The sequence below is a fragment of the Klebsiella sp. R390 genome (assembly GCF_051131745.1).
Classification (GTDB): domain Bacteria; phylum Pseudomonadota; class Gammaproteobacteria; order Enterobacterales; family Enterobacteriaceae; genus Klebsiella.
The window spans coordinates 1,564,535-1,589,815 of sequence record NZ_CP180445.1; the positions used below are offsets into that span (position 1 = coordinate 1,564,535).

Genomic DNA, 25,281 nt, shown 5'->3' on the forward strand with positions numbered 1-25,281 from the left:
CGGGGAGATAGCCTTACAGAAGACCAATCGGCCAGTGGTGTCCCACCAGGTACAGCACCCCGGCGGAGATCACGCCGGCGACGATATCATCGACCATGATCCCCATACCACCGTGGATATTGCGATCGAACCAGCGGATCGGCCACGGTTTCCACATATCGAAAATACGGAAGATAACGAACCCGGCGGCCACCCATTGCCAGTCGAGCGTCGGTAGCGCCATCAGGGTGATCCACATTCCGACAAACTCGTCCCAGACGATGCTGCCGTGATCGTGGGTTCCCATGTCTTTCGCCGTGCGATGACAGATATAGACCCCGATACAGATACTCATCATCACCACCAGCGAATAGAGTTGCCAGGGGAGGAAGGTCATCAAATACCAGAACGGGATTGCCGCCAGCGAGCCCATGGTGCCCGGCACCACGGGGCTTAAACCACTGCCAAAACCGGTGGCCAGCAAATGCCAGGGATTGCGCATATTGAGGCGGCTTTTTGCGACATCTTTACTACGCGCCAAAGTGATCGTACCCCTTTAAATCCAGCGTCACCGGTTTGCCGGCTTGCAGCAGCTGCAGGCCGTCCGCTTCCGCACAAATCTGGCCAATACAGGTAAAACGCGCCCCCAGCTGGCCGATGGCGACATCCAGCGCGCCGCGGTTCAGCTCCGGTACGGTAAAGCACAGCTCATAATCTTCCCCGCCAGCCAGCGCCCAACGCAAGGCTTGCTCCGGCGCCACCTGACGCAGCATCGCATCGGACAACGGCATCGCGTCGAGATCGAGCCGAGCCCCACAGCCGCTGGCTTTCAGGATATGGCCAAGATCGGAGATCAGCCCGTCGGAAAGATCGATTGCCGAACTGGCGAGGTCGCGCAGCGCCTGTCCTTGCAGTATCCGCGGCATCGGACGCAAATGACGCGCCAGCAGATAGTCGGCATCGGCCGCAGACTCGACGTTCAGTCGCTCCTGCAATATTGCCAACCCGGCAGCGCTGTCCCCGGGAGTCCCGGTGACGTAAATCCAGTCTCCGGGCTTCGCCCCGGAGCGTTTCAGGGCGCGTCCCGGCGGGACAAAGCCGTGAATCCCCAGGGTCATCGACAGCGGACCACGGGTAGTGTCCCCGCCAATCAACTGCATATCGTAATAGTTGAGCTGCATGAACAGGCTGTCGCTGAACGATTCCAGCCACGCTTCATCCACGTCGGGTAAGGTCAGCGCCAGCGTCAGCCACGCGGGTTCAGCACCCATGGCCGCGAGGTCGCTCAGGTTGACCGCCAGCGCCTTATAGGCCAGGTCGGCAGGGTCGATATCAGGTAAGAAATGGTTTCCCGCCACCAGCGTGTCGGTGCTGATTGCCAGCGTTTTTTTCTCGGGGATATTCAGGAGAGCGCAGTCATCGCCGATGCCGGTCTCCACATCGAGACGCCTGCTTTTTACGCGATCAAAATAACGGGCAATCAGGGAGAATTCGCCGCATGCCATACGTTATGCCTCAGCAAAAGAAAAGAATAAGAACCTGTCTCAGCTGGCGAGTTTAGTTGCCGGCTGAAGCAGGTTCTGTGGACGGTTTCTCGGGGAGAATCCCCGATACCACCGGCCTGGGGTTTACTTTTTGTTGGGACGAATTGCCGGGGCTGCTTTGTCCAGCACGCCGTTAACAAACTTATGGCTGTCTTCAGCGCCGAAAGTTTTCGCCAGTTCGATAGCTTCGTTAATCGCCACTTTGTACGGGACATCGTCACGTTTTGACAGCTCGAACAGGGCGATACGCAGTACCGCTTTTTCCACCTGGCCCAGCTCTTCAAGCAAACGGGACAGGTACGGCTTCATCAGGCCGTCGAGGTATGCGCTGTTAGTCGCCACTCCGGACAGCAGTTCACGGAAATACAGAACGTCGACATCTTTGACATCCTGTTCCGCCAGGAACTGGTATTCAACATCAGCGATGTCGTTCTGGGACAACTGCCAGGAGTAAAGCGCCTGGACAGCACACTCACGGGCGCGGCGACGAGCAGCAGGTTTCACGGAATTCCCCTTACAAAAAAATCAGGCCTTGATGGCTTGCAATACGTTAATCATTTCCAGCGCGGTCAGCGCAGCTTCTGCGCCTTTGTTACCGGCTTTGGTACCAGCGCGCTCGATGGCTTGTTCAATACTTTCAGTGGTCAGAACACCAAAGGCTACCGGGATTTCGCTCTCCTGCGCGACATGCGCGAGGCCGTTGCTTGCACCGCCAGCCACATATTCAAAGTGCGCGGTACCGCCACGAATCACCGTACCCAGAGCAATCACTGCGTCATATTTACCGGTTTTTGCCAGTGCGCCAGCCGCCAGTGGCAGCTCATACGCGCCTGGAACCCAAACAACGGTAATGTTTTCATCTTTTACCTGACCGATGCGCTTCAGGGCGTCAATTGCACCTTCCAGCAGGCTGTCATTGATAAAGTTGTTGAAACGCGCAATGGTGATGGCGACGCGAGCGTCCGGGGTAGCAACGTTAGCTTCAATAATGTTCATACTGTTCCTTCGGGTTCATATAGCCCCGCAAGGGGGGCGGATTCTATCATAATAATTTATACACTTCATCCTTCAAACTGCCTCGCTGTCGCTGGCAGTGGAATGATGTTGCGTCGTAAAAAAGCCTTCCCTGTTGAATCGGGAGATCAGGCGTTCACTAAATGCAGGCACACATCCGGGCCAACATGGCGTATCTCATTGAATTTGAAATGGGGGGCATCCTGTAGTTTCTCAAGCCCCGGCAGCGCACATAATCCACGCGCCGTATTGCCTAACAGTTTAGGCGCAATATAGACGATAAGCTCGTCCACCACACCTGCCTGCAATAGCGCCCCAGCGAGCGTCGGGCCGGCTTCCACCCAGATACTGTTCACCTGCTGCTTGCCGAGCTGCATCATCAACAGCACCAGGTCGAGATGGCCGTTGTGTTCCGGTACCTGCAGCGTGCGCACGTTTTCCGGCCACGCGCGATCGTCAGCCTGGGTACGGGCAAACAGCGTTTCGCCCGGCTGCTGCACGATACGGTGCTGCGGGGTCACGCGGTTATGGCTGTCGATAACGATACGCAGCGGCTGACGCAGGTTGTCCTGCGGATACAGCGCCTGAGTATCAGGGTCCAGCGATTGCCAACGCACGGTCATTGCCGGGTCGTCAGCCAGCACGGTGGCGCTGCTGGTCAGAATGGCGTGGCTCTGCGCGCGCAGACGCTGCACGTCGCGGCGCGCCTGTGGGGAGGTGATCCACTGGCTTTCTCCGCTGGCCATGGCGGTACGGCCATCCAGCGAAGCGCCCATTTTGAGCTGTACATACGGGAAACCGGTGCGCATCCGCTTCAGAAAGCCTTTATTCAGCGCTTCGGCCTCGTTCATCATCAGGCCATGGCTGACGTCGATACCTTCCTGCTGCAAACGGTACAGGCCTCGTCCCGCCACCTGCGGGTTAGGATCCTGCATGGCGGCCACGACGCGGGTCACGCCAGCGGCGATCAGCGCGTCACAGCACGGCGGCGTGCGGCCATGATGGCTGCACGGCTCAAGCGTCACGTAGGCGGTAGCCCCTCGGGCTTGTTCACCGGCCATCCGCAGCGCATGTACTTCCGCATGCGGCTCACCGGCACGATAGTGAAAACCTTCGCCGACGATTTCACCGTTTTTGACGATCACACAACCGACGTTAGGATTGGGATGGGTGGTAAAACGCCCGCGCTGCGCCAGCTTCAGTGCGCGCGCCATGTACATTTCGTCATGCATGACTTAATCCTGTAAGCGGGCGATCTCTTCGCCAAATTCTTTGATGTCTTCAAAGCTACGATAGACCGAGGCAAAGCGGATATAGGCGACTTTATCGAGCTTTTTCAGCTGTTCCATGACCAGGTTACCGATCATCTTGCTGGGTACTTCGCGTTCACCGGTGCCGCGCAGATGCGTTTTGATATGGTTAAGCGCCATTTCTACGTCGTCGGCGCTAACCGGGCGTTTTTCCAGCGCTTTCAGCATTCCGCTGCGCAGCTTATCCTCGTTGAAAGGTTCCCGCACATCGTTGCTTTTGACCACCCGCGGCATCACCAGCTCCGCCACTTCAAACGTCGTAAAACGTTCGTTACAAACCAGGCACTGCCGACGACGACGCACAGAGGAGCCCTCTCCCACCAGACGGGAGTCGATCACTTTGGTATCTACGGCGAAACAGAATGGGCAATGCATGGCGCGTCCTGATATGAAGTTAAACTGAAGGACAGTTTACCGCGAAGTGACCCGACTACAAAGAAAGAGCTTTTGAGACAAAGGATCTATGGTTGGTTATCACAGACGATCTACCATGAGTTATCCCCTTTTGACGGAATCCCTTACTATGACAAGACGTTATTTGAAGCTGGCGATACTGACGACATTGTTCACGCTCAGCGCCTGCGCGCAGCAAAGTGAAGTCCGACAGATGAATCAAAGCGTGAGCACGCTGAGCAAAGAGATGACCCAGTTGAATCAGCAAACGGTGAAAATTACCCAGCAAAATTCCCTGAATGCGAAATCCAGCAGCGGCGTCTATCTTCTGCCTGGCGCCAAAACGCCGGCACGGCTCGAGAGCCAGATCGGTACGTTACGCATGTCGCTGCGGGATATTGCCGCCGATGGCGACGGCACCCGTCTGACCTTGCGTATTCAGGGTGAATCCAACGATCCGCTTCCGGCATTTAGCGCCACCGTCGCTTCCGGGCAGATCACCGGCACCACCCAGAGCTATCAGGAAGTGAACGTGCAGGAACAGCTGATCAGCGCCCCTGCCAGCATTCTGGCCCCCAGCGATGTGGATATTCCGCTGCGCCTGAAAGGTATCTCTCCGGAACAGCTTGGTTTCCTGCGTATTCACGACATCCAGCCCGCCACCCCGCAATAACCTCTCCCATCGGGTGTCTTTGACACCCGTTTTCACCGCCAAAAATCCATTTACAATTTTTGCGAACAGTTCAGTGAAAATTGACGCCATTGATGAATTTCAGTGGCATTTTGTCAGGAAATGCATAGAATCGTGAACGCAATCGATTACGTGTGTTTACTTTATGTGAAACAACACATATTTTTGTGAGCAATGATTTCTATAATAGACGCCACAGAAATACGAAATATTTAGAAACGCTTCGGCAACGTTCTTAACGCCTTTTGGCTTAATTTAAACAGTGGCATCATTATGAAAAAAACATTACTGGCAGCAAGCGCGGTCCTGGCACTCTCCGCATCTTTCACTGCTGGCGCGGCAGAAAACGACAAACCTCAGTACCTGTCTGATTGGTGGCACCAGAGTGTGAACGTGGTGGGCAGCTACCACACCCGTTTTGGACCGCAGATCCGTAACGATACCTACCTGGAATACGAAGCGTTCGCCAAAAAAGACTGGTTTGATTTCTACGGTTATATCGATGCACCGGTATTCTTTGGCGGTAACAGCACCGCGAAAGGTATCTGGAACAACGGTTCCCCGCTGTTTATGGAAATCGAACCGCGTTTCTCTATCGACAAGCTGACCAACACCGACCTCAGCTTCGGCCCGTTCAAAGAGTGGTATTTCGCGAACAACTATATCTACGATATGGGTCGTAACGATTCTCAGGAGCAGAGCACCTGGTATATGGGTCTGGGTACCGATATCGATACCGGCCTGCCGATGAGCCTGTCCCTGAACGTCTATGCGAAATATCAGTGGCAGAACTACGGTGCTTCCAACGAAAACGAGTGGGATGGCTACCGTTTCAAAGTGAAATACTTTGTTCCGCTGACCGACCTGTGGGGCGGTTCTCTGAGCTACATCGGCTTCACCAACTTTGACTGGGGTTCCGATCTGGGCGATGACAACTTCTACGATATGAACGGCAAGCACGCGCGCACCAGCAACTCCATCGCGTCCAGCCACATCCTGGCGCTGAACTATGCGCACTGGCACTACTCGGTGGTTGCTCGTTACTGGCACAACGGTGGTCAGTGGGCGGATGACGCGAAGCTGAACTTCGGCGACGGCGACTTCAATGTCCGTTCCACCGGTTGGGGTGGTTACTTTGTTGTCGGCTACAACTTCTAATCACTGCTGATTTTCCCCGGCGGCAACGCCGGGGATTGCCAGGCCTTAGCGCTCCTCACACTTTACCTTACGCAAGAAATCACTCAATGAACGGTCAGCCCGTTCGCTAAAATGGCGCCCGGTCGCCACAATATTCAGGCATCGGTCGAGGCGAAAACAGCGATAATCAACGCGCAATTCGCACCAGCTCACAAGCAGCCAGCGCTCTCCCCAGAAAAAAAGCCCCAGCGGCAGCACTTCACGCTGTGATACCTTTCCGCCTTCATCCCGATAGTGCAGATCCAATACCTGCTGGCCGGAGACTGCCCGATGCACCAGATCAAACTGCTCTTTGGTGTAGCCCTGCGAACCAAAGTCCGGGGCGAACAGGCGCGACTGCTCTGCCTGGCGTCGGCTCTCCGCCGGCAGTATGGCCAGCACTTTTTCCTGTGCCGATTCCAGCGCCTGGGACATCGAAACGCCGCCCCAGGTTTGCAGCAGCCGAATCGCCGCGACCAGCGCCTCCGACTCCTGGGTCGTCAGCATCAGCGGCGGCAGATCGTAGCCTGCCAGCAGTCGATAGCCGCTGCCGGCCTCTCCCTCAACCGGGACGCCGGAGAGCGACAGGTCGCGAATATCGCGGTAAATCGTGCGTTCCGACACGCCGAGCCGCTCGGCCAGCAGCCCGGCGGTGGTTAATCTTCTCCCCCGCAGGATCTGGACGATTTGAAAAAGACGGTCGGCGCGTCGGCTCATAAGCGTAATCTCATTTATGCTGGTTGATGCAGGCCAATTCGATTCCCCTCGCTATCGATAAACAGGGCAATCGTCCCGATATCCTTCGCCAGCTGCAGCGGGCCAAAAACACAGCGCCCTCCCGCAGAGCTCACCCGGTCAAGCGTCGCCGTCAGATTGTCAGTATGCAGATAGATAATGCAGCCCTGATCGGCGGGTTTAACACCGTCAAACTTTGCCAGCGCCCCGCCGGGAGCCGGATCCTGATAAGGAAATATCGCCAGTTGAGCGCAGTCCATATTTTCCCGTTTCAGCGTCACCTGCATCACCGGTTCGTAAAACGCCACGGCACGATCCATGTCGGCGACCGGAATTTCAAACCAGTTAATTACGTTGTTCATACATCCTCCTGTCCATTGTGTGGGTTCAGGAGGAGTGTATGACAGGCCTCCTGACAGCATACTGTCAGGAGTGTTTAACTACTTTTACCCCTCGAGCTGGTACACACCAACGCGCGGGTGCGATCCAGCAGCCACGGGCGCAGATAGCCGACGGTATTGGAAAACGGCAGGACTTCTTCCGGCAGCGCTATCCCTAACTGCTGGCGGATCCAGGCGCGACGGGTGACAATTCGCTGCCACAGCTGCGGCCAATCCTGCGCCAGTGCGTCGCGCAGCGCCTTATCGGCCACCGCCACGGTGTCTTCGATGCTGGCGCCAGCATACCCCGTCCGTGAGGGAATAATATCGATTTGCAGCAGCATACCGCTGCGGATGCAGGCGTTAGAATCAGGCCCGATGGGTGAACACAGCCACTCTTCGTCCGCCACCAGATGGCCAGGGTTCAGATGCCAGTGATATTCCGCCTTCGGCAGTACACTCTCGATTAGCGCGTACATCTCGCCGCCACGCATCCCGATGCGTAAATTCTCCAGCCAGCTAACCACCGCATTGAAATAGGGCTTCGCCACCACCTCAAGATAGTCCGCTACTTCCGGCGTCAGCTCAGTGTCGTCGCTCACCACGTAGGCGGCGCGGCTGCTCAGGCCGCCTTTGTAACTGGTGGTCAGCGAGAATTTATCGCCACGCTGAATGGTCTTATCGCCAGGATACAAGTTGGCATGGGCGAAGCGATCCCCGGTAGCGGCAATCATCACCACGGTATTAGGCTGCCCTTGCGCCGCCAGTAACGCGCCGATCTGCTTTTCGGTTTTGCCGGGAGCAATGGCGTCGAGCGCGGTCAGAACCGCTGTCGATGCCAGATTCGCGCCATATTCATAATGGGCCAGTTCATTGGCATTATTGGCCGTTCTTACCCCGCAGTCCGGGGCGATAAATACCCCCGTAGCATTGCGCAGGACCGCCTGAGGCCCCGCGGCCTGGCGAATGGCGTCGACGATAAACGCGGGCAGGTCGAACATCTGAGCCCGGTCATCAGCATCGCCGGTAAACAGCTTCCAGCCCGCCAGCCCCAGGGTTTTCCCCGCCACGATCCCCGCATCCTGCAACAGCTGCGGCAGGCTTTTCTCCGTGCTCATCGGCTGGTTCGGTAATGAGAACCACGGGGCGTGGATCACCCGGTTTTCCAGCCGGGCAAAGGCCGCCAGCTTGAGGTTTTCATTGCCCAGAACCAGTACCGCCTCCCCCTCACGATGCAGCACCAGCAGCGCCTCTTCAAACCGCGGAATAAACCCGGTGAGATACTCAAAGTTGCCGCCGTGCTCTTTATCGGCATAGATGACCAGCGTGTCGTACCCGTCGCAGGCCATCCGGGCGAGCACGTTGGCTTTACGCTGACGTAAGGTCTCATCGCTGAGTGTGACGGAAGGCAGGTCGTGCCAGACGGTCGGCGGGGCGACGGTGGAAAGGGCTATCGTGGCCATGGGCGTATCTCCATCTCATTAAAAACAATGCAAGGAGAGTAGCGAAATTCGGGGGCCCTGTAATAAAAAAATCCCGGCCTTGCGACCGGGATTGCGTTCTCAGTACCGTTCTGACTTACGGCAGAATGGACGGCTGATCCGCACCTTCTTTCTCGACTTTCTGCTGCAGCATATGCTCGCGCTTCATGCCCAGCTTCAGCGCCAGTGCCGACGCCACGTAGATAGAAGAAGCTGTACCGATAGAGACACCGATCAGCATGGTCAGCGAGAAGCCTTCCAGCACCGGGCCGCCAAAGAGGAACAGCATCAGGATAACCATCAAGGTGGTCCCTGAGGTGATCAAGGTACGATGCAGCGTCTGGGTCAACGACACGTTAAAGATCTCATACGGCGTACCGCGGCGGATCTTACGGAAGTTTTCACGGATACGGTCTGATACCACGATGCTGTCGTTCAGCGAGTAGCCGATGACCGACATCAGTGACGCGACGATGGTCAGATCGATCTCGATATGGAACAGCGACAGTATACCCATCGTGATAACCACATCGTGCGCCAGGGCGATAACGACCCCGGCAGCAAGACGCCACTCAAAGCGGAAACCAACATAGACCAGGATACAGATCAAGGCGGCCAGCAGCGCCATGGCGCCGCTTTGTGCCAGGTCTGCCCCGACGCTCGGTCCCACGAATTCAATTCGTTTGACGGTTGCGTTCTGGCTGGTCGATTCGTTAATCACATTAACGACCTTGCTGCCCAGCTCCTGGCTGCCGTTGGTATCATGTACCGGCGGCATACGTACCATGATGTCACGGCTGCTACCGAAGTTCTGCAGCTGCGGCTCTTCAAAGCCCGCCTTCTGCAGCGCCAGACGCATCTGGTCCATGTCCGCAGGTTTTTCGAGGGTAATTTCAATCACCGTACCACCGGTGAAATCCAGACCCCAGTTAAACCCACGCACGCCCATCACGACAATGGCGGCAATCAGCAGAAAACCGGAGATGCCGAAAGCCCAGTAGTCCCAGCGCATAAAGTCATAGACTTTACGGCCGTGGTTCAATTGTTCAACAGTATATTCCTGTGCCACAACGCACTCCTCAGATAGACAGCTTTTTAACGCGCTTGCCGCCGTACAGCAGGTTCACGATGGCACGGGTGCCGACGATAGCGGTAAACATCGAGGTTGCAACACCGATACCGGTGGTAATCGCAAACCCTTTAATTGCACCGGTACCGACCGCGTACAGGATGATAACTTTGATCAAGGTCGTAATGTTCGCATCGAAGATAGAGCTGAATGCGCCCTTATAACCTTCGTCAATCGCCTGCTGAACAGAACGTCCGTTGCTCAACTCTTCTTTAATACGTTCGTTGATCAGTACGTTAGCATCGACCGCCACCGCAAGGGTTAGCACGATACCCGCAATCCCCGGCATACTCAGCGTTGCCCCTGGGAGCAGGGACATGATGCCGACGATCAGCACCAGGTTAGCCACCAGCGCGGAAGTCGCGATCAGACCGAATTTCTTGTAGAAGAAAATCATAAACAGGATAGAAACCACCAGACCGGCCAGACATGCTTCCAGACCCTGTTTGATGTTCTGCATACCCAGGGTTGGGCCGATGGTACGTTCTTCAACGATCTGAATCGGCGCAATCAGCGCACCAGCACGCAGCAGCAGAGACAGCTGACGCGCTTCGTTCGGGTTGCTGATACCGGTAATACGGAAGCTGTTGCCCAGGCGAGACTGGATGTTGGCGATGTTAATCACCTCTTCCTGTTTCACCAGAACCGCACGACCGTTAGCATCTTTCTTACCGCTGTCTTTGTACTCCACGAACAAGGTCGCCATCGGCTTACCGATGTTGTCCTTGGTGAAGTTAGACATGATGTTGCCACCTGCGCTATCCAGCGAGATGTTAACCTGCGGCTGATTGTACTCATCCATGCTGGAAGTGGAGTCGGTGATATGGTCACCGGTCAGAATCACACGCTTGTACAGCACAACTGGCCGGCCTTCACGAGTGTCTTTCACTTCGGAATCGCCAGGGACGCGGCCTGAAGCGGCAGCAGCACTGTCGACGTTGCTGTTCACCAGACGGAATTCCAGCGTCGCGGTGGCGCCAAGAATTTCTTTCGCACGCGCAGTATCCTGAATACCCGGCAGTTCAACCACGATACGGTCGGCGCCCTGACGCTGTACCAGCGGCTCGGCAACACCCAGTTGGTTAACACGGTTACGCAGAATGTTGATGTTCTGCTGCACGGCATATTCGCGGGCTTCTTTCAGGCGCTCATCGGTCATCACGGCTTTCAGGCCGGTCGTGCCTTGAGTGGAGATAACCAGATCGCGGTGACGCGGGCTCAGCCAGGAGATAGCCTGATCGCGTGCTGCGCTATCACGAAACGCAATGCTCAGACCAAAATTGTCTTCCTTACGCACGGTGGAGTAAGGGATGCCTTTTTCACGCAGTTCGCTGCGCAGGCTGTCGATATTTTGTTCCTGCAGTTTACCCAGCGCGGTGTCCATATCCACTTCCATCAGGAAGTGTACGCCGCCACGCAGGTCAAGACCCAGCTTCATCGGCTCGGCATGAATGGCCGCCAGCCAGCGAGGCGTTGCCGGTGCAAGGTTCAGTGCCACGACGTATTTATCACCCAATACGCCCATCAGCACTTCACGTGCACGTAACTGGACGTCGGTGGTGTCGAAGCGCGCAAGAATGGTGCCCTCTTCCAGCGCCACAGACTTAGCGGTAATTTTTTCTTCTTGTAACGTTTTCTGGACCTGGATCAGCGTTTGCTCACTGGCGGCGACACCGCGCACGCCAGTGATTTGAACGGCCGGATCCTCACCATACAGGTTGGGGAGTGCATACATCAGGCCGACGATAATAACGACGACCAGCATGATGTACTTCCACAAAGGATAACGGTTTAACACGGCAGTTCCCTTAGGGAAAAGTGGATTACAGCGCTTTCATAGTGCCTTTCGGCAGAACGGCAGCTACGAAGTCACGTTTGATAACCACTTCGGTGGTATCGTTCAGCGCGATAGCAATGTATCCGCTTTCCGCAACTTTAGTGACGCGACCGACCAGACCACCATTCGTCAGCACTTCATCGCCTTTCGCGATGGAGCTCATCAGGTTTTTATGTTCCTTGGTACGCTTCTGCTGTGGACGCAGGATCATGAAGTAGAAAATCAGACCAAACACCACCAGCATCAGGATCAGAGACATCGGGCTACCCTGCGCCGCGCCACCGGTTGCTGCTACCGCATCAGAAATAAAAAAGCTCATTCAAATTCCCTCATTATTAAAATTAATCAACGTTCACAGGAGGAACAGGTCGTCCCTGACGTTGGTAAAAATCGGTCACGAAGCTCTCTAATTTACCCTCTTCAATAGCCTTACGTAAACCAGCCATTAAGCGCTGATAGTAGCGAAGGTTATGAATGGTATTGAGGCGCGCGCCCAATATTTCGTTGCAACGATCGAGATGATGCAAGTAAGCGCGTGAATAATTGCGACATGTATAGCAATCACATTCAGCATCCAGCGGCGCGGTGTCGCTTTTGTGCTTCGCATTACGAATCTTCACCACGCCGTCGGTAACAAACAGATGGCCGTTACGCGCGTTACGCGTCGGCATCACGCAGTCGAACATATCGATACCGCGGCGTACCCCTTCAACCAGATCTTCGGGCTTCCCGACGCCCATCAGGTAGCGTGGTTTGTCGGTCGGAATCTGCGGGCAAACGTGCTCCAGGATACGGTGCATGTCTGCTTTCGGCTCGCCGACAGCCAGACCGCCGACAGCGTAGCCATCAAAACCGATGTCTACCAGACCTTTAACGGATATATCGCGTAAATCTTCGTAAACGCTTCCCTGAATAATGCCGAACAGCGCATTTTTGTTGCCCAGGCTGTCGAAACGGTCACGGCTACGCTGCGCCCAGCGCAGGGACATTTCCATCGAACGTTTAGCATAGTCCCAGTCCGCCGGGTACGGCGTACATTCGTCGAAGATCATCACGATATCGGAGCCGAGATCGTATTGAATCTCCATCGATTTTTCCGGGTCGAGGAAAATCGGATCGCCGTTAATCGGGTTGCGGAAGTGGACGCCCTGCTCGGTGATCTTACGGATATCGCCGAGGCTGAAGACCTGGAAACCGCCGGAGTCGGTCAGGATTGGCCCTTTCCACTGCATGAAATCATGCAGATCGCCGTGCAGCTTCATGATTTCCTGGCCCGGACGCAGCCACAGGTGGAACGTGTTGCCGAGGATAATTTGTGCGCCGGTGGCTTCAACTTCTTCCGGCGTCATCCCTTTGACGGTGCCGTAAGTCCCAACGGGCATAAAGGCTGGCGTTTCAACTACGCCACGATCAAATACCAGGCGGCCGCGGCGAGCGCGTCCGTCGGTCGTATCCAGTTCAAATTTCATTTTCACTCCTGCGTCAGAAAAACAGTCTGACGTTAAACACTCATGCCGCGGAGGTTATTCCCCGACACGCTCAAAAATAGCCTGCGGATTGTACGTGATAAACATCGCGTCACCGTAGCTAAAAAAGCGATATTTTTGTTCTACCGCAGCCTTGTAGGCATTCATGGTGTGCTGGTAACCGGCAAAGGCCGAAACCAGCATAATCAGAGTCGATTCAGGCAGATGGAAGTTGGTCACCAGCGCATCGACCGCCTTATATTGATACCCCTGATAGATAAAGATCTGCGTATCACCAAAGAAAGGTTCAATCAGGTCGTTTTTCGCCGCCTGCGCCGCGCTTTCCAGCGAGCGCACGGAGGTGGTACCCACCGCGATAACGCGATTACCACGCGCTTTCGCCGCCAGCACCGCGTCGACCACCTCTTGCGGCACTTCGGCATACTCAGAGTGCATGATGTGGTCTTCGATGGTATCCACGCGCACCGGCTGGAAGGTTCCGGCGCCGACGTGCAACGTCACGAACGCCATTTCGATACCTTTGGCACGCAGCTTATCCAGCATCGCATCGTCAAAGTGCAGGCCGGCGGTCGGTGCGGCCACTGCCCCTGGTTTGGTGCTATAGACGGTTTGATACAGCTCGCGGTCGGCGTCTTCGTCCGGGCGGTCGATATACGGCGGCAGCGGCATATGGCCGATGCTGTTCAGGATATCCAACACCGGGCGCTCGTCGTTAAACTCGACTTCAAACAGCGCATCGTGACGCGCCACCATAGTGGCACGAATGCTTTCATCGTCGCCCAGCAGCAGCTCCGCTCCCGGCTTCGGCGCTTTGGAAGCGCGAATATGGGCCAGAATACGTTTGTCGTCGAGCATCCGCTCAACCAGGACTTCAATCTTGCCGCCGCTGACTTTACGGCCAAACAGGCGCGCCGGGATCACCCGGGTATTGTTGAATACCAGCAGATCGCCAGGGTTCAGCTTGTCGAGAAGATCGGTGAAAATACCATGCGTCAGCGCCCCCGTCGGTCCGTCTAACGACAGCAGGCGACAGCTACTGCGCTCCGGCTGTGGGTAGTGGGCGATCAGGGATTCGGGTAGTTCAAAGGAAAAATCTGTAACGCGCATGACGGTGGCTCGGCCTAAATAAAGAGGCGGGTAGTCTAGTGCCGGGGCGTGTTCCCTGCAACCTTTACCCCTCAGGAGAGATGTAATACTCTACGTCATTGATGAGACGAGTCACGTTGAAGCCAACGCACCTGCAACCTGAAGAATAACGAGTATTATGAATTTTCTCGCACACCTGCATTTAGCTCATCTCGCCAATAGCTCTCTTCCCGGCAACCTTCTGGCCGATTTCGTTCGCGGCAACCCGCAGGCGGACTACCCGGCGGATATCGTCGACGGCATCTTTATGCATCGCCGCATTGATGTCATGACCGACAATCTGGCAGAGGTCAAAACGGCACGAGAGTGGTTCCGTCCCGAAACGCGCCGTGTCGCGCCGATTACGCTGGACGTCATGTGGGATCATTTCCTGTCACACCACTGGGCGCAAATTTCGCCCGACCTGCCGCTCAGTGAATTTGTGCGCTATGCCGAGGAGCAGGTGACGCCGGTGTTGCCCGATTCGCCGCCGCGCTTCGTCAATCTCAATGACTATTTATGGTCGGAGCGCTGGCTGGAACGCTATAAAGACATGGACTTTATTCAGCGCGTCCTCAACGGTATGGCCAGCCGTCGGCCACGTCTTGATGCCCTGCGCGACTCCTGGCAAGACCTGGATACCCACTACGACAAGCTGGAGCAACAGTTCTGGCAGTTTTATCCGCGCATGATGGCCCAGGCGACCAGCCGCGAACTTTAAAAGATTGCGCTTTCTCACAGAAAGGCTATTCTGAACCTCGTTTTCTAATACATATTGATAGGCTAAACCTATCTCATTGATTGTCAGCGTCACGTTGAGTTCGCACAAGCCTGTCCCTATACTTGCCACCGTTGCGTACCAATTAACCTTACTATTAACAGGAGAATCATATGGTTCTGGTCACTCGTCAGGCTCCGGATTTTACCGCTGCAGCAGTTTTAGGTAACGGCGAAATCGTTGAGAAATTCAACTTCAAACAGCACACCAACGGTAAAGCGACCGTACTGTTCTTCTGGCCGATGGACTTCACCTTCGTGTGCCCGTCAGAGCTGATCGCTTTTGACAAGCGTTATGAAGAGTTCCAGAAACGCGGCGTAGAAGTCGTTGGCGTCTCCTTCGACTCCGAATTCGTTCACAACGCATGGCGTAACACCCCGGTTGACCAGGGCGGTATCGGCCCGGTTAAATACGCGATGGTGGCTGACATCAAACGTGAAATCCAGAAAGCTTACGGTATCGAGCATCCGGACGAAGGCGTTGCACTGCGTGGTTCCTTCCTGATCGACGCAAACGGCGTTGTTCGTCACCAGGTGGTTAACGACCTGCCGCTGGGCCGTAACATCGACGAGATGCTGCGCATGGTTGACGCGCTGCAGTTCCACGAAGAGCACGGTGAAGTTTGCCCGGCACAGTGGGAAAAAGGAAAAGAAGGTATGGCTGCGTCTCCGGAAGGCGTTGCAAAATACCTGACCGAGAACGTCTCCAGCCTGTAATCGGCTCGCGTTTAAAAAAAGGCTCGCATCTGCGAGCCTTTTTTGATCCCGCGGCCTGCACACCCGCCGCTGGTTATCCGCTAATCAAAACGCGAAGCAGGAGCAGCCCAGCGCGCCCCAGAAAGCCCGATCGTCGGAGACCGGGATCGACGACTTACGCGCGATATCATGCTGATGACCATGGACGCCACAGCTGCCGCAGCACTGATGCATCTGCACAATTGCCCCGATTTTCGCCGCCGCAGGCGGTGCGGAACGATAGTGGCCCGGCACCTTGACCACCGGCGACCAGTCCGGCACCACCGGAATCGGCGGCGGTGCGAGCGGCGAGAAGTGTCCGGCGGCATACACCACTTTGCCGTCAACCACCGTCAGCACCGATTCGATACCTTTGATTTCCTCTTCCGGCACGCTGAAATAGTCTTTTGACAGCACCACCAGGTCCGCCAGCTGGCCGTTCTCGATCCGCCCTTTTTTACCCTGCTCACTGGAGAACCAGGCGCTGCCCGCCGTCCACAATTCCAGCGCCACGTCGCGCGGCAGACGGTTACTCTCGTCATACATCGCCATGCCGCCCACGGTACGCCCGGAGACCAGCCAGTAGAGTGCGGTCCACGGGTTGTAACTCGCGACCCGCGTCGCATCGGTCCCTAGCCCAACCGGCACGTCCAGTTCCAGCATTTTCGCCACCGGCGGGGTATGTTTCACCGCATCTTTACCATAGCGGTCGACAAAGTATTCCCCCTGGAAGGCCATCCTGTGCTGTACCGCGATCCCACCGCCCAGCGCCTTCACGCGCTCAATATTCCGCTCGGTGATGGTTTCGGCATGGTCGAAGAACCAGTGCAGACCGTTAAACGGAATATCGCGGTTCACCTTCTCGAAGACGTTGAGCATTCGGCTGATCGACTCATCGTAGGTGGCATGCAGGCGGAACGGCCAACGATGCTCCACCAGATGACGAACCACTCGTTCCAGCTCGTCTTCCATCCCTTCTGGCAGATCCGGACGCGGCTGCAGGAAATCTTCAAAGTCTGCCGCCGAGAACACCAGCATTTCGCCAGCGCCGTTGGCGCGGAAGAAGTCGGTCCCCTGCCCCGGTTTCAGCATATCGGTCCAGCGCTCGAAATCGTCCAGCTCTTGTTTAGGACGCTGGGTAAACAGGTTATAGGCAATGCGCACGGTCATCTGCTCTTGCGCATGCAGTTGTTCAATAATTTGATAATCTTCCGGGTAGTTCTGGAAACCGCCCCCGGCATCAATGGCGCTGGTCAGGCCAAGCCGGTTCAGCTCACGCATAAACTGGCGCGTCGAGTTAACCTGCATCTCCAGCGGCAGCTTCGGCCCTTTTGCCAGCGTAGCGTACAGGATCATGGCGTTCGGTTTGGCGATCAGCATCCCGGTGGGGTTACCGCGGCTATCGCGCACGATTTCGCCCCCGGCCGGGTCCGGCGTCTCTTTGGTGTAGCCCACCGCCTTCAGCGCAGCGCGGTTCAGCAGCGCGCGATCGTAGAGGTGCAGCACAAAGACTGGGGTATCCGGTGCTGCCTCGTTTAGCTCTTCGAGGGTCGGCATCCGCCGTTCGGCGAACTGGAACTCGCTCCAGCCGCCGACCACGCGAACCCACTGCGGCGACGGCGTGCGATCGGCCTGATCTTTGAGCATCCTCAGCGCATCCGCCAGTGACGGAACCCCTTCCCAACGCAGCTCAAGGTTATAGTTCAGCCCGCCGCGGATCAGGTGCAGGTGGGAATCGTTCAGCCCCGGGATCACCGTATGGCCCTGCAGATCGACGATCTGCGTCCCTTCAGCAGCAAAACTCATGACCCGATCGCGGCTGCCGGTGGCGAGGATCTTACCGTCGGCGATGGCGATCGCCTCGGTCAACGGATTGTTTTGATCGAGAGTATGAATGCGACCATTCGTCAGGATCAGTGTGGCAGTTTGCGACATAACGCTCTCCTCCAGGCGTCTGGCTCAGTTTTTCTTTAACCAGCCAGCAAACAGACGGGTCACGATGGGCATCCAGAACCAGACCACCAGCGCGACCACACAGGCATCATTTATCAAATGCAGCAACAAGCTCCCCCGCATCGAGGGAAGGAACATCCCGGTCAGCCAGGGCACCAGATTAGTACTGGGGAAAATCACCAGTAGCGTGATCAGAAACTGCTTCCAGCGCAGCGGCTGGCGCACGTTGGTGACGGGTGGGGTAAACCAGAACGCCGGTTCGGTACGAATTTCCGTGCGATCGCCTTCATTGAGCAGCGGCGCGATTTCTGCCACCAGCTCGTGACGCGTTGATGACTGCGTCCAGGCGTAGAGGTGTTCAATGGTGTCAAAACGAATAATGACGCTCCAGAGATTCTGCCCGGGAGTCGGGCGAATTACGTTAGCGCCAAGATGGCCGGGAAACTCCGCCGCGATGGGCATAATTTTACCGAGCCACTGTTCATAGCGTTCCCCGTGCTCGGGGTCGAGCATATGGCTTATCACCAGGGTCACCGATTTCTGCTGCGTCATTACCGGGCTCCTTGCTGCAGGCGAATCGCGGGTGGCCCCACCATTCGCCATGAATGACAATACACAAAATCATTCATGCTGCGTCGAGGGTGGCAAACGAAACCAACAAAGACGCAGCATGAAGGGGGAAGTGTATTTAGGCTTTACGTTCCGGCGCGCCGTGCACCATGGTATAGGCATAATCCACGCCCATGCCGTAAGCACCGCTGTGTTCGCGAACCAGATCCATCACCGCATCGTAGGTCTCTTTACGGGACCAGTCGCGCTGGTACTCGAGCAGAACCTGCTGCCAGGTCACCGGTACTGCGCCAGCCTGCACCATGCGATCGATAGAACGCTCATGGGCATCCACGGAGGTCCCGCCGGAGGTGTCGGTGACCACGTAGACTTCGAATCCCTCTTCCAGCGCCATCAGCGCCGGGAAGGTCAGGCACACTTCGGTCCACAGCGCGGAGATAATCAATTTTTTGCGACCCGTCGCTTTCACTGCTTTAACAAAAGCGGCATCTTCCCAGGAGTTCATCGATGTACGTTCAATCGGTTTAACCTGCGGATGGACGGCCAGTAATTCCGGCCAGATGTAGCCGCTGAAGCTTTTGGTTTCCACGGAGGTATAAATCACCGGGACATTAAAAATCTTGCCGGCTTTCGCCAGGGCAACGGTATTATTTTTAAGTGTCTGACGGTCAATATTGGCTACGCCAAAGGACATTTGCGGTTGATGGTCAATAAAGATAAGGGCGGAGTTGGTTGGGTCGATCAGTTCCCGAATAGACATGAATACCTTCTTAATCAATAAGTTAAAGAGATATAACAAACACTGTTGTGGGTCGGATCGTGACGGATAAAGCATGCTGAGTATAGTCAGTAATTTCTAACGAGTTATTAAAGAAATTCACTGTGCTATTTCGAAAATAAGAAAGTATGAAACCAAAGTGTTAATGAACAGCGATCGCGATATTTATCAAAAAATTACGCGAAAGGGTTCTAAATTATTCACTGGCATTGAATGTCGGGTTCGGTAAAACTGAGTCACCCTATTTTTTCCGGTAACTCATTGATGCGCTTAAACCTTGATGTGCTGCTTATTCTGGATGCTTTAGAAACCCATGGCTCATTTGCCACCGCCGCAGAATCACTCTACAAAACGCCAGCGGCCCTGAGCTATATGATCCAGAAGCTGGAGAGCGATCTGGACATCACCCTGCTGGATCGCAGCGGTCACCGGGCGAAATTTACCGATACCGGCAGAATGGTGCTGGAGAAGGGGCGGCTGTTAATCAATGCCGCTAAAGATCTGGAAAAACAGGCCAAACAGCTGAGCGCCGGTTGGGAACGGGATCTGGCGATCGCCCTCGACGCCTCTTTCCCTTTTGATCGCCTGCTGCCGTTGATCGATGCCTTTTACGCGCAAAATCCGCAGACCCGGCTCAACTTTACCCACCATACGCTGGCCGGATCCTGGGAAGAGTTGACCCGCAACGGCGCCGATATGATCCTCGGTGCCATTAACGAACCGCCGACATCAGCCGAGTGGTCATGGAAAATGGCCGGTACGCTGGATAACGTCTTTGTCGTGGCGGCCAACCATCCGCTGGCCGCCACCACGCAGCCGCTCAGCAACAAACAGCTCAGCCTGCACCGTGCGGTGGTGATTAGCGACAGCGCCCGCTATTGTCAGCCGCTGAACAGCAACCTGCTCACCGAGCAGCTTCAGATTCGCGTCGACGATTTTGCCAGTAAGGTGGCGCTGCTGCGGGCTGGCGTGGGCTGCGGTTTTCTGCCCCGCCATATCGCTCAGCCGTGGCTGGAGAGCGGCGAGTTGCTTGAGAAGTCCGTCATCTCCTGCCGCGAAAAAGATCTGGCCTATATTGCCTGGCGCAGCGATAACGACGGACTGGCCCAGCGCTGGTGGCGCGAGGCCCTTCTCCATGAATCGTTCCTCAGTCAGCTTTACGCCTGACGGCTGAACCACACGCTGGCAGAGATCGCGGGCAATGCCAGCACCCCGTCGTGCAGCACGCCAGCACCCTCTTTCAGCAACCATTCCTCGACATTCAGAAGCGGTGAATCCTCGACCACCACCTCGCAGGCTTCGCCCCGGTTGATGGCAATCAGTACCCGTTGTTGCTTGTAGACGCGGGCAAAGACCACCACATTCTCCTCGGCATAAATCACCTGGCAGCCACCGTAGCGCAATGCCTGGCTGGCTTTACGCAGCTTCGCTATCCGCTTATACAGCCCCAGCAGCGCAGTATCCTGCAGCGCCGGGTCCCACGGGAAGGGTTTGCGGCAGAACGGATCGTTATTCCCGTCGACGCCCACTTCATCGCCGTAGTAAATGCACGGAACACCCGGCCAGCAAAACAGCCACACGACCGCCAGCGGCAGGCGAGCCACATCTTTCCCCAGCAGCGACTTAAATCGTGCAGTATCGTGGCTATCCAGCTGGTTGAACATCCGCAACTGCTGCTGATGAGACAGTCCGGCGCGATAGTTCTCCATCCAGGCAACGCAGGTTTGCGCATCGATTTTTTGCGGATCGTACGAGATATCGGTATTAGCGAGGAAGCCCCACAGCGGGAAGGTAAACCCGCGATAGTTCATCGCCGCATCTTCGGCATCGGCCTGCAACCACTGGCGAGCATCACCAAAATGTTCACCAAAAACAAAAGCCTCTGGCTGCTCTTCTTTCGCCGCCCGGGTAATGCCGGCGATATGCTGCAGGTTATTCCGCGCGCCGCCGCCTTCCCCCAGCATATGCACCACGTCCAGCCGCCAGCCGTCCATGCTCCACGGCGCTTTCAGCCAGTGGCGCACAATACTGTCTTCCCCGGCATAGATTTCATTCACCAGGCTCTCGGAGCGATAGTCCAGCTTAGGCAGGCTGGCATAGCCCAGCCAGTTATGCGCTTCACCTTCCTCAGAGATCGTAAACCAGTCACGCCACGGCGAATCCGCATGATGACAGGCGCCGCCGCTCCCGCGCTGATGGCGGTCGAACCAGGCGTGGGAATCCCCGGAATGGTTAAACACGCCGTCAAGGATCAGGCGCATCCCTTCCCGTTGCGTATTGTGGCGCAAACGCTGCAGCGCGGCATCGCCGCCAAACTGCGGGTCGACGCGACGATAATCTTCAGTATCGTATTTATGCACGCTCGGTGCGACAAACACCGGGTTCAGATACAGCGCGGTGACGCCAAGCTGCTTGAGGTACGGCAGCTTCTCGCTGATGCCATCAAGATCGCCGCCATAAAACGTCGAACCACCCGCTTCACCGGTGAGCGGTTCATCCCACGCCTTCTGCACGATATCGTGCCCGGCAGCGTGGTGATGATAGACCTGATCCTGCCCTGCTTCCCGCGGCTCGCTGCGGGCAAAACGGTCCGGGAAGATTTGATAAAAGACCTGATCGGCGACCCACTGCGGGCCGCTGTCCGGCAGGTCGACGGCAAACTGCTCCAGACGCGCCGGTGGGAAAGACTGTAATCCCTGCGGGGTGAACCAGCGCTGACGGTCCGCCCACAGCAGTTTAAAACTATAGCGCCGACGCGGCTGCCCGCTGGCAAGATTGATCTCGCCGCGCCACGCGACGACGCCCGGATGCGGTTCCTGCCGCAGCCGGTGCATGGTCAGCGACAGCTCTTCATTATCTTCTTCTGCACGCAGCGTGACCCGCTGCGGCAGGTCATCGCCGCTCAACCATAACGTGATAAAGAGTCGTTCCTGTTGCTCTTTGATAAAGGGAGCTACAGGCAGGTGCCATGCCTTCAACATCGTCGTTCCTCTTTGTTCAGAATAGGCACACCTTGCCATAGCGCACAGGCGTATGACTCATCATCGCAGGAATTATTAGGGGAGGATAATGGGGGCGGAGAATGTGCCTGCCGGAAAGCGTCTGGCTATCCGGCAGGCCAGGGACAAGCTTACTGTGCCTGTGCCAGGCGGCGGTCGCGGCGGGTTTTGAACGTCCAGCCCACCAACAGCAGCGCAATCCACGCAAAGCCGACGTACAGCGAGATGCGGGTTTCCGGGTGATAGCCAATCAGCGCAATAATAAACACCAGGAACACCAGCCCTACGGCCGTGGTGGCGATACCGCCAGGGACTTTAAACTTCAGCGCTTTCGCCTCTTCAGGCGGCAGACGACGGCGGAAGGCAATCTGCGACAGCAGGATCATAATCCACACCCAGACGGTTGCGAAGGTCGCCAGTGAAGCAATCACCAGGAAGACGTTTTCCGGCATGATGTAGTTCAGATAGACCGCAAACAGCAGTGCCACGGTCATCACCAGCACCGTCACCCACGGGATACCGCGGCGCGAGGTTTTCGCGAAAAACTTCGGCGCACTGCCCTGCTCTGCCATCCCGTGCAGCATCCGGCCAACGCCGAACACATCACTGTTAATCGCCGACAGCGAGGCGGTCAGGACCACAAAGTTGAGGATGCTGGCAGCAAAGGCAATGCCCATATGCTGGAAGGTCAACACGAACGGACTGCCGTTGGTTCCTACCTGATTCCACGGGTAAATCGACATGATCACAAACAGCGTGCCCACATAGAACACCAGAATACGCATCGGTACGGAGTTAATCGCCCGCGGGATGGATTTCTCCGGGTCTTTGGCTTCGCCAGCAGTAATACCGATGATCTCAATCCCGCCGTAGGCGAACATCACCATCTGCAGCGACATCACCATTCCCAGCCAGCCGTTGCTGAAGAAGCCGCCGTTGCTCCAGAGATTATGGATGCCGGTGGGCTGTCCCCCATTACCAATACCCCAGATAATGATGCCGAAGCCGGCAATAATCATGATGATGATGGTGGCAACTTTAAAGAACGAGAACCAGAACTCCAGCTCGCCGAACACCTTGACGCTCATCAGGTTAACGGCGCAGATGATCAGCACCACGCTCAGCACCCAAATCCAGTGCGGCACCGTCGGGAACCACACCCCCATATAGATGCCGAAAGCCGTCACGTCGGCAATCGCCACGATCAGGATTTCAAAACAATAGGTCCAACCGGTGATATAGCCCGCCAGCGGACCAAGATAGTCCTGCGCATAGCGTGAAAATGAGCTGGCGGCGGGGTTATGTACCGACATCTCACCGAGGGCGCGCATGATGATGTACGCCGCCACGCCGCCGATAATATAGGCCAGCAGCACGCTCGGTCCGGCCATTTTAATGGCGTCCGCCGAACCGTAGAACAGGCCGGTACCAATTGCCGATCCCAGTGCCATAAAGCGAATATGCCGGGTACTTAGCCCGCGCTTAAGTTTGTTGTTACTTTCCATCGTATTCCATGCCGTTTTTCTCTTTGGGCCTTCGCGGGGGCAAAAACCAAAAGGGGATGACTTAAAAAACAAAAAACCACGGGACCCGAAGTCCCGTGGCTTAACACTGCTTAAAAACGCCGGTTAGTGTGCGCTGGAAGTCACCTGACGCCCAACAGCACGGTCCCAGATAATCGCCAGAACCACCATCACCGCGGTCGGCATTAACCAGGCCAGGCCTTGTTCCGCCATCGGCAGACGTGCGGTCCAGGCCGGCAGCATATCCGCAATCGCCGACGATTTAATGCCGTCAATGATACCAAACATCAGGCTGATAAACATGGCCGGCGCAATAACGCGGGTCGAATTATGCCACCAGTTGCGGGTAAAGCTTAATACTACCAGTGCGATACACGGCGGATAGATGGCCGTGAGCACCGGAATCGAAATCTGAATCAGATGGCTCAGACCGAGGTTGGAGATCGCCATCGAGAACAGGCCGAGGATAAACACCAGCGTGCGATAGGATAACGGCAGGTATTGCGCGAAGAACTCAGCACAGGCGCAGGTCAGGCCAACCGCGGTGACCAGACAGGCGATGAAAATCAGCGCCGCCAGCATGAAGCTGCCCGCCCCGCCAAAGGTGTGCTGCACGTAAGCGTGGAGGATCGCCGCGCCGTTAGCGGATTGATCCACCAGGCTCGCGCTATCGGAACCGAGGCGGAACAGCGCCAGATACAGCAGCGTCAGGCCAACACCGGCCATTAATCCGGCCCAAACGGTGTAGCGGGTCAGCAGGCGCGCTTCGCTTACGCCACGAGAACGCGCGGCGTTAACAATCACGATACCGAAGACCATCGCGCCGAGGGTATCCATCGTCAGGTAACCGTTAACGAAACCGTTGGAGAATGAGGCGGTACGATACGCCTCCATCGCGTTGCTGATCGGGCCGGCCGGCCAGACAATCGCCGCCACGGAAAGAATAATCAGGGCAACGATTTTCAGAGGCGCCAGGAAGTTGCCCACCGTATCGAGCAGTTTGCCCGGATACAGCGAAACCAGAATCACCAGCGCAAAATAGATCACGCTATAAATCAGCAGCGGCAGCGCGCCGTCGCCGGTCAGCGGCGCAATGCCGACTTCAAAGGAAACCGTGGCAGTACGCGGCGTCGCGAACAGCGGCCCGACGGCCAGATAGCACACGACCGCCAGCAGAACACCGGCGACTTTACCGATCGGCGTGCTCAGGCTTTCAACACCACCACCGACTTTCGCCAGCGCCACGACCGTAAGGACAGGGAGACCCACCGCCGTAATCAGGAAGCCAATTGCCGCAGTCCAGACGTGTTCACCAGCCTGTAAACCGACCATCGGAGGGAAGATAATGTTGCCGGCGCCAACAAACAACGCGAAGGTCATAAAGCCCAACGCAATGATGTCGCGCGATTTTAACTGATGGGTCATAAATTCATTACTGCCTGTGGATGTGGTGTTATTAACAAACGGAAATACCGTGCTTTCCCCTTGGGATGATACAGCGGCGATTGCCGGAAAACTCAGCGAGATATGCTCCCGAAGCGGCGTGGGAAAGAATTGTTTTTTGAATTACCACGCAAAAACAGTCTGTCTGCGACTGCATGGGGGGCAATTTAAACGCTTATAACGTTTTAATGCAAGGCGGGATCGTGAAAGCAGATGATTATG

General features: G+C 56.2%; 25 protein-coding genes. 5 read left to right on the forward strand and 20 right to left on the reverse strand.

Annotated elements, in window-relative coordinates; translation table 11 throughout:
- Nucleotides 1–13: 13 nt before the first annotated feature.
- The 6 genes from pgpA to nrdR form a co-directional block, all read right to left on the reverse strand.
- Nucleotides 14–481 (reverse strand): phosphatidylglycerophosphatase A, encoded by a 468-nt coding sequence (pgpA, locus tag ACMYSP_RS07310; protein WP_434587034.1) that lies wholly within the window; start codon nucleotides 479–481, stop codon nucleotides 14–16.
- Between the two features lie 28 nt (nucleotides 482–509).
- A complete protein-coding gene (gene thiL / locus ACMYSP_RS07315) occupies nucleotides 510–1,484 on the reverse strand; it encodes a thiamine-phosphate kinase (protein WP_434586176.1) in 975 nt (324 codons plus the stop codon).
- 123 nt (nucleotides 1,485–1,607) lie between these two features.
- Nucleotides 1,608–2,027 carry a transcription antitermination factor NusB gene (nusB, locus tag ACMYSP_RS07320; RefSeq protein WP_004858621.1) on the reverse strand — a complete coding sequence of 140 codons (420 nt, stop codon included), beginning with the start codon at nucleotides 2,025–2,027 and terminating at the stop codon, nucleotides 1,608–1,610.
- A 21-nt stretch (nucleotides 2,028–2,048) separates the two neighbouring features.
- The gene (gene ribH / locus ACMYSP_RS07325) at nucleotides 2,049–2,519 is read right to left on the reverse strand and encodes a 6,7-dimethyl-8-ribityllumazine synthase (protein WP_434586177.1); all 471 of its coding nucleotides are present in this window, start codon (nucleotides 2,517–2,519) and stop codon (nucleotides 2,049–2,051) included.
- A 146-nt stretch (nucleotides 2,520–2,665) separates the two neighbouring features.
- Nucleotides 2,666–3,769, reverse strand: coding sequence for a bifunctional diaminohydroxyphosphoribosylaminopyrimidine deaminase/5-amino-6-(5-phosphoribosylamino)uracil reductase RibD (gene ribD / locus ACMYSP_RS07330; RefSeq protein WP_434586178.1), 1,104 nt, complete (start codon nucleotides 3,767–3,769; stop codon nucleotides 2,666–2,668).
- 3 nt (nucleotides 3,770–3,772) lie between these two features.
- On the reverse strand, nucleotides 3,773–4,222 hold the full coding sequence (gene nrdR / locus ACMYSP_RS07335) for a transcriptional regulator NrdR (RefSeq protein ID WP_004858609.1): 450 nt from the start codon (nucleotides 4,220–4,222) through the stop codon (nucleotides 3,773–3,775).
- A 148-nt stretch (nucleotides 4,223–4,370) separates the two neighbouring features.
- Here nrdR and ACMYSP_RS07340 point away from each other — a divergent pair, with 148 nt between their 5' ends.
- Both ACMYSP_RS07340 and ACMYSP_RS07345 read left to right on the forward strand, forming a co-directional pair.
- Entirely contained in the window at nucleotides 4,371–4,913 is a 543-nt protein-coding gene (locus ACMYSP_RS07340) for a DUF3251 domain-containing protein (RefSeq protein WP_434586179.1), read from the forward strand.
- A 291-nt stretch (nucleotides 4,914–5,204) separates the two neighbouring features.
- Nucleotides 5,205–6,089: a nucleoside-specific channel-forming protein Tsx gene (locus ACMYSP_RS07345; RefSeq protein ID WP_123755668.1), complete on the forward strand. Its 885-nt coding sequence runs from the start codon at nucleotides 5,205–5,207 to the stop codon at nucleotides 6,087–6,089.
- A gap of 45 nt (nucleotides 6,090–6,134) precedes the next feature.
- On the opposite strand, the gene ACMYSP_RS07350 is transcribed toward ACMYSP_RS07345, so the two are convergent.
- The 8 genes from ACMYSP_RS07350 to queA all read right to left on the reverse strand — a co-directional run bounded on the left by ACMYSP_RS07350 (nucleotide 6,135) and on the right by queA (nucleotide 14,263).
- Nucleotides 6,135–6,824, reverse strand: a complete 690-nt coding sequence (locus ACMYSP_RS07350) for a helix-turn-helix transcriptional regulator (protein ID WP_434586180.1) — start codon at nucleotides 6,822–6,824, stop codon at nucleotides 6,135–6,137.
- Nucleotides 6,825–6,838: 14 nt separating this feature from the next.
- Nucleotides 6,839–7,204, reverse strand: coding sequence for a VOC family protein (locus ACMYSP_RS07355; RefSeq protein ID WP_434586181.1), 366 nt, complete (start codon nucleotides 7,202–7,204; stop codon nucleotides 6,839–6,841).
- Nucleotides 7,205–7,278: 74 nt separating this feature from the next.
- Nucleotides 7,279–8,685 (reverse strand): M24 family metallopeptidase, encoded by a 1,407-nt coding sequence (locus ACMYSP_RS07360; RefSeq protein ID WP_434586182.1) that lies wholly within the window; start codon nucleotides 8,683–8,685, stop codon nucleotides 7,279–7,281.
- Nucleotides 8,686–8,800: 115 nt separating this feature from the next.
- On the reverse strand, nucleotides 8,801–9,772 hold the full coding sequence (secF, locus tag ACMYSP_RS07365; RefSeq protein ID WP_123755664.1) for a protein translocase subunit SecF: 972 nt from the start codon (nucleotides 9,770–9,772) through the stop codon (nucleotides 8,801–8,803).
- Nucleotides 9,773–9,782: 10 nt separating this feature from the next.
- Nucleotides 9,783–11,630: a protein translocase subunit SecD gene (gene secD / locus ACMYSP_RS07370; RefSeq protein ID WP_434586183.1), complete on the reverse strand. Its 1,848-nt coding sequence runs from the start codon at nucleotides 11,628–11,630 to the stop codon at nucleotides 9,783–9,785.
- Between the two features lie 25 nt (nucleotides 11,631–11,655).
- A complete protein-coding gene (gene yajC, locus ACMYSP_RS07375; protein ID WP_004133958.1) occupies nucleotides 11,656–11,988 on the reverse strand; it encodes a preprotein translocase subunit YajC in 333 nt (110 codons plus the stop codon).
- A 22-nt stretch (nucleotides 11,989–12,010) separates the two neighbouring features.
- Entirely contained in the window at nucleotides 12,011–13,138 is a 1,128-nt protein-coding gene (tgt, locus tag ACMYSP_RS07380; protein WP_434586184.1) for a tRNA guanosine(34) transglycosylase Tgt, read from the reverse strand.
- Nucleotides 13,139–13,192: 54 nt separating this feature from the next.
- Nucleotides 13,193–14,263 carry a tRNA preQ1(34) S-adenosylmethionine ribosyltransferase-isomerase QueA gene (queA, locus tag ACMYSP_RS07385; protein ID WP_434586185.1) on the reverse strand — a complete coding sequence of 357 codons (1,071 nt, stop codon included), beginning with the start codon at nucleotides 14,261–14,263 and terminating at the stop codon, nucleotides 13,193–13,195.
- A 157-nt stretch (nucleotides 14,264–14,420) separates the two neighbouring features.
- Between queA and acpH the strand changes: the two genes are divergently transcribed.
- Nucleotides 14,421–15,002 (forward strand): ACP phosphodiesterase, encoded by a 582-nt coding sequence (acpH, locus tag ACMYSP_RS07390; protein ID WP_434586186.1) that lies wholly within the window; start codon nucleotides 14,421–14,423, stop codon nucleotides 15,000–15,002.
- 170 nt (nucleotides 15,003–15,172) lie between these two features.
- Nucleotides 15,173–15,775, forward strand: coding sequence for a peroxiredoxin (locus ACMYSP_RS07395; protein WP_004858569.1), 603 nt, complete (start codon nucleotides 15,173–15,175; stop codon nucleotides 15,773–15,775).
- Between the two features lie 84 nt (nucleotides 15,776–15,859).
- Here the strand turns inward: ACMYSP_RS07395 and ACMYSP_RS07400 are convergent, their stop codons facing one another.
- From ACMYSP_RS07400 to ACMYSP_RS07410, 3 genes are all read right to left on the reverse strand, one after another.
- Nucleotides 15,860–17,728, reverse strand: a complete 1,869-nt coding sequence (locus ACMYSP_RS07400; protein WP_434586187.1) for an amidohydrolase — start codon at nucleotides 17,726–17,728, stop codon at nucleotides 15,860–15,862.
- Nucleotides 17,729–17,752: 24 nt separating this feature from the next.
- A complete protein-coding gene (locus tag ACMYSP_RS07405; RefSeq protein ID WP_434586188.1) occupies nucleotides 17,753–18,298 on the reverse strand; it encodes an antibiotic biosynthesis monooxygenase in 546 nt (181 codons plus the stop codon).
- Between the two features lie 136 nt (nucleotides 18,299–18,434).
- Nucleotides 18,435–19,076, reverse strand: a complete 642-nt coding sequence (locus ACMYSP_RS07410; RefSeq protein ID WP_032689277.1) for a hydrolase — start codon at nucleotides 19,074–19,076, stop codon at nucleotides 18,435–18,437.
- A gap of 282 nt (nucleotides 19,077–19,358) precedes the next feature.
- Between ACMYSP_RS07410 and ACMYSP_RS07415 the strand changes: the two genes are divergently transcribed.
- Nucleotides 19,359–20,261, forward strand: a complete 903-nt coding sequence (locus tag ACMYSP_RS07415) for a LysR substrate-binding domain-containing protein (RefSeq protein WP_434586189.1) — start codon at nucleotides 19,359–19,361, stop codon at nucleotides 20,259–20,261.
- Here the strand turns inward: ACMYSP_RS07415 and malZ are convergent.
- From malZ to brnQ, 3 genes are all read right to left on the reverse strand, one after another.
- The gene (malZ, locus tag ACMYSP_RS07420; RefSeq protein WP_434586190.1) at nucleotides 20,252–22,075 is read right to left on the reverse strand and encodes a maltodextrin glucosidase; all 1,824 of its coding nucleotides are present in this window, start codon (nucleotides 22,073–22,075) and stop codon (nucleotides 20,252–20,254) included. The genes ACMYSP_RS07415 and malZ overlap by 10 nt on opposite strands.
- A 149-nt stretch (nucleotides 22,076–22,224) precedes the next feature.
- Nucleotides 22,225–23,598 (reverse strand): proline-specific permease ProY, encoded by a 1,374-nt coding sequence (proY, locus tag ACMYSP_RS07425; RefSeq protein ID WP_434586191.1) that lies wholly within the window; start codon nucleotides 23,596–23,598, stop codon nucleotides 22,225–22,227.
- Between the two features lie 123 nt (nucleotides 23,599–23,721).
- Entirely contained in the window at nucleotides 23,722–25,041 is a 1,320-nt protein-coding gene (gene brnQ, locus ACMYSP_RS07430) for a branched-chain amino acid transporter carrier protein BrnQ (protein ID WP_434586192.1), read from the reverse strand.
- Nucleotides 25,042–25,281: the final 240 nt, after the last annotated feature.

What these genes read in the sequence shown, in the direction of transcription:
- pgpA (WP_434587034.1), bottom strand. Translation starts at nt 481, where the DNA reads ATGCGCAATCCCTGGCATTTGCTGGCCACCGGTTTTGGCAGTGGTTTA.
- thiL (WP_434586176.1), bottom strand. Translation starts at nt 1,484, where the DNA reads ATGGCATGCGGCGAATTCTCCCTGATTGCCCGTTATTTTGATCGCGTA.
- ribH (WP_434586177.1), bottom strand. Translation starts at nt 2,519, where the DNA reads ATGAACATTATTGAAGCTAACGTTGCTACCCCGGACGCTCGCGTCGCC.
- ribD (WP_434586178.1), bottom strand. Translation starts at nt 3,769, where the DNA reads ATGCATGACGAAATGTACATGGCGCGCGCACTGAAGCTGGCGCAGCGC.
- nrdR (WP_004858609.1), bottom strand. Translation starts at nt 4,222, where the DNA reads ATGCATTGCCCATTCTGTTTCGCCGTAGATACCAAAGTGATCGACTCC.
- ACMYSP_RS07340 (WP_434586179.1), top strand. Translation starts at nt 4,371, where the DNA reads ATGACAAGACGTTATTTGAAGCTGGCGATACTGACGACATTGTTCACG.
- ACMYSP_RS07345 (WP_123755668.1), top strand. Translation starts at nt 5,205, where the DNA reads ATGAAAAAAACATTACTGGCAGCAAGCGCGGTCCTGGCACTCTCCGCA.
- ACMYSP_RS07350 (WP_434586180.1), bottom strand. Translation starts at nt 6,824, where the DNA reads ATGAGCCGACGCGCCGACCGTCTTTTTCAAATCGTCCAGATCCTGCGG.
- ACMYSP_RS07355 (WP_434586181.1), bottom strand. Translation starts at nt 7,204, where the DNA reads ATGAACAACGTAATTAACTGGTTTGAAATTCCGGTCGCCGACATGGAT.
- ACMYSP_RS07360 (WP_434586182.1), bottom strand. Translation starts at nt 8,685, where the DNA reads ATGGCCACGATAGCCCTTTCCACCGTCGCCCCGCCGACCGTCTGGCAC.
- yajC (WP_004133958.1), bottom strand. Translation starts at nt 11,988, where the DNA reads ATGAGCTTTTTTATTTCTGATGCGGTAGCAGCAACCGGTGGCGCGGCG.
- tgt (WP_434586184.1), bottom strand. Translation starts at nt 13,138, where the DNA reads ATGAAATTTGAACTGGATACGACCGACGGACGCGCTCGCCGCGGCCGC.
- queA (WP_434586185.1), bottom strand. Translation starts at nt 14,263, where the DNA reads ATGCGCGTTACAGATTTTTCCTTTGAACTACCCGAATCCCTGATCGCC.
- acpH (WP_434586186.1), top strand. Translation starts at nt 14,421, where the DNA reads ATGAATTTTCTCGCACACCTGCATTTAGCTCATCTCGCCAATAGCTCT.
- ACMYSP_RS07395 (WP_004858569.1), top strand. Translation starts at nt 15,173, where the DNA reads ATGGTTCTGGTCACTCGTCAGGCTCCGGATTTTACCGCTGCAGCAGTT.
- ACMYSP_RS07400 (WP_434586187.1), bottom strand. Translation starts at nt 17,728, where the DNA reads ATGTCGCAAACTGCCACACTGATCCTGACGAATGGTCGCATTCATACT.
- ACMYSP_RS07405 (WP_434586188.1), bottom strand. Translation starts at nt 18,298, where the DNA reads ATGACGCAGCAGAAATCGGTGACCCTGGTGATAAGCCATATGCTCGAC.
- ACMYSP_RS07410 (WP_032689277.1), bottom strand. Translation starts at nt 19,076, where the DNA reads ATGTCTATTCGGGAACTGATCGACCCAACCAACTCCGCCCTTATCTTT.
- ACMYSP_RS07415 (WP_434586189.1), top strand. Translation starts at nt 19,359, where the DNA reads ATGCGCTTAAACCTTGATGTGCTGCTTATTCTGGATGCTTTAGAAACC.
- malZ (WP_434586190.1), bottom strand. Translation starts at nt 22,075, where the DNA reads ATGTTGAAGGCATGGCACCTGCCTGTAGCTCCCTTTATCAAAGAGCAA.
- proY (WP_434586191.1), bottom strand. Translation starts at nt 23,598, where the DNA reads ATGGAAAGTAACAACAAACTTAAGCGCGGGCTAAGTACCCGGCATATT.
- brnQ (WP_434586192.1), bottom strand. Translation starts at nt 25,041, where the DNA reads ATGACCCATCAGTTAAAATCGCGCGACATCATTGCGTTGGGCTTTATG.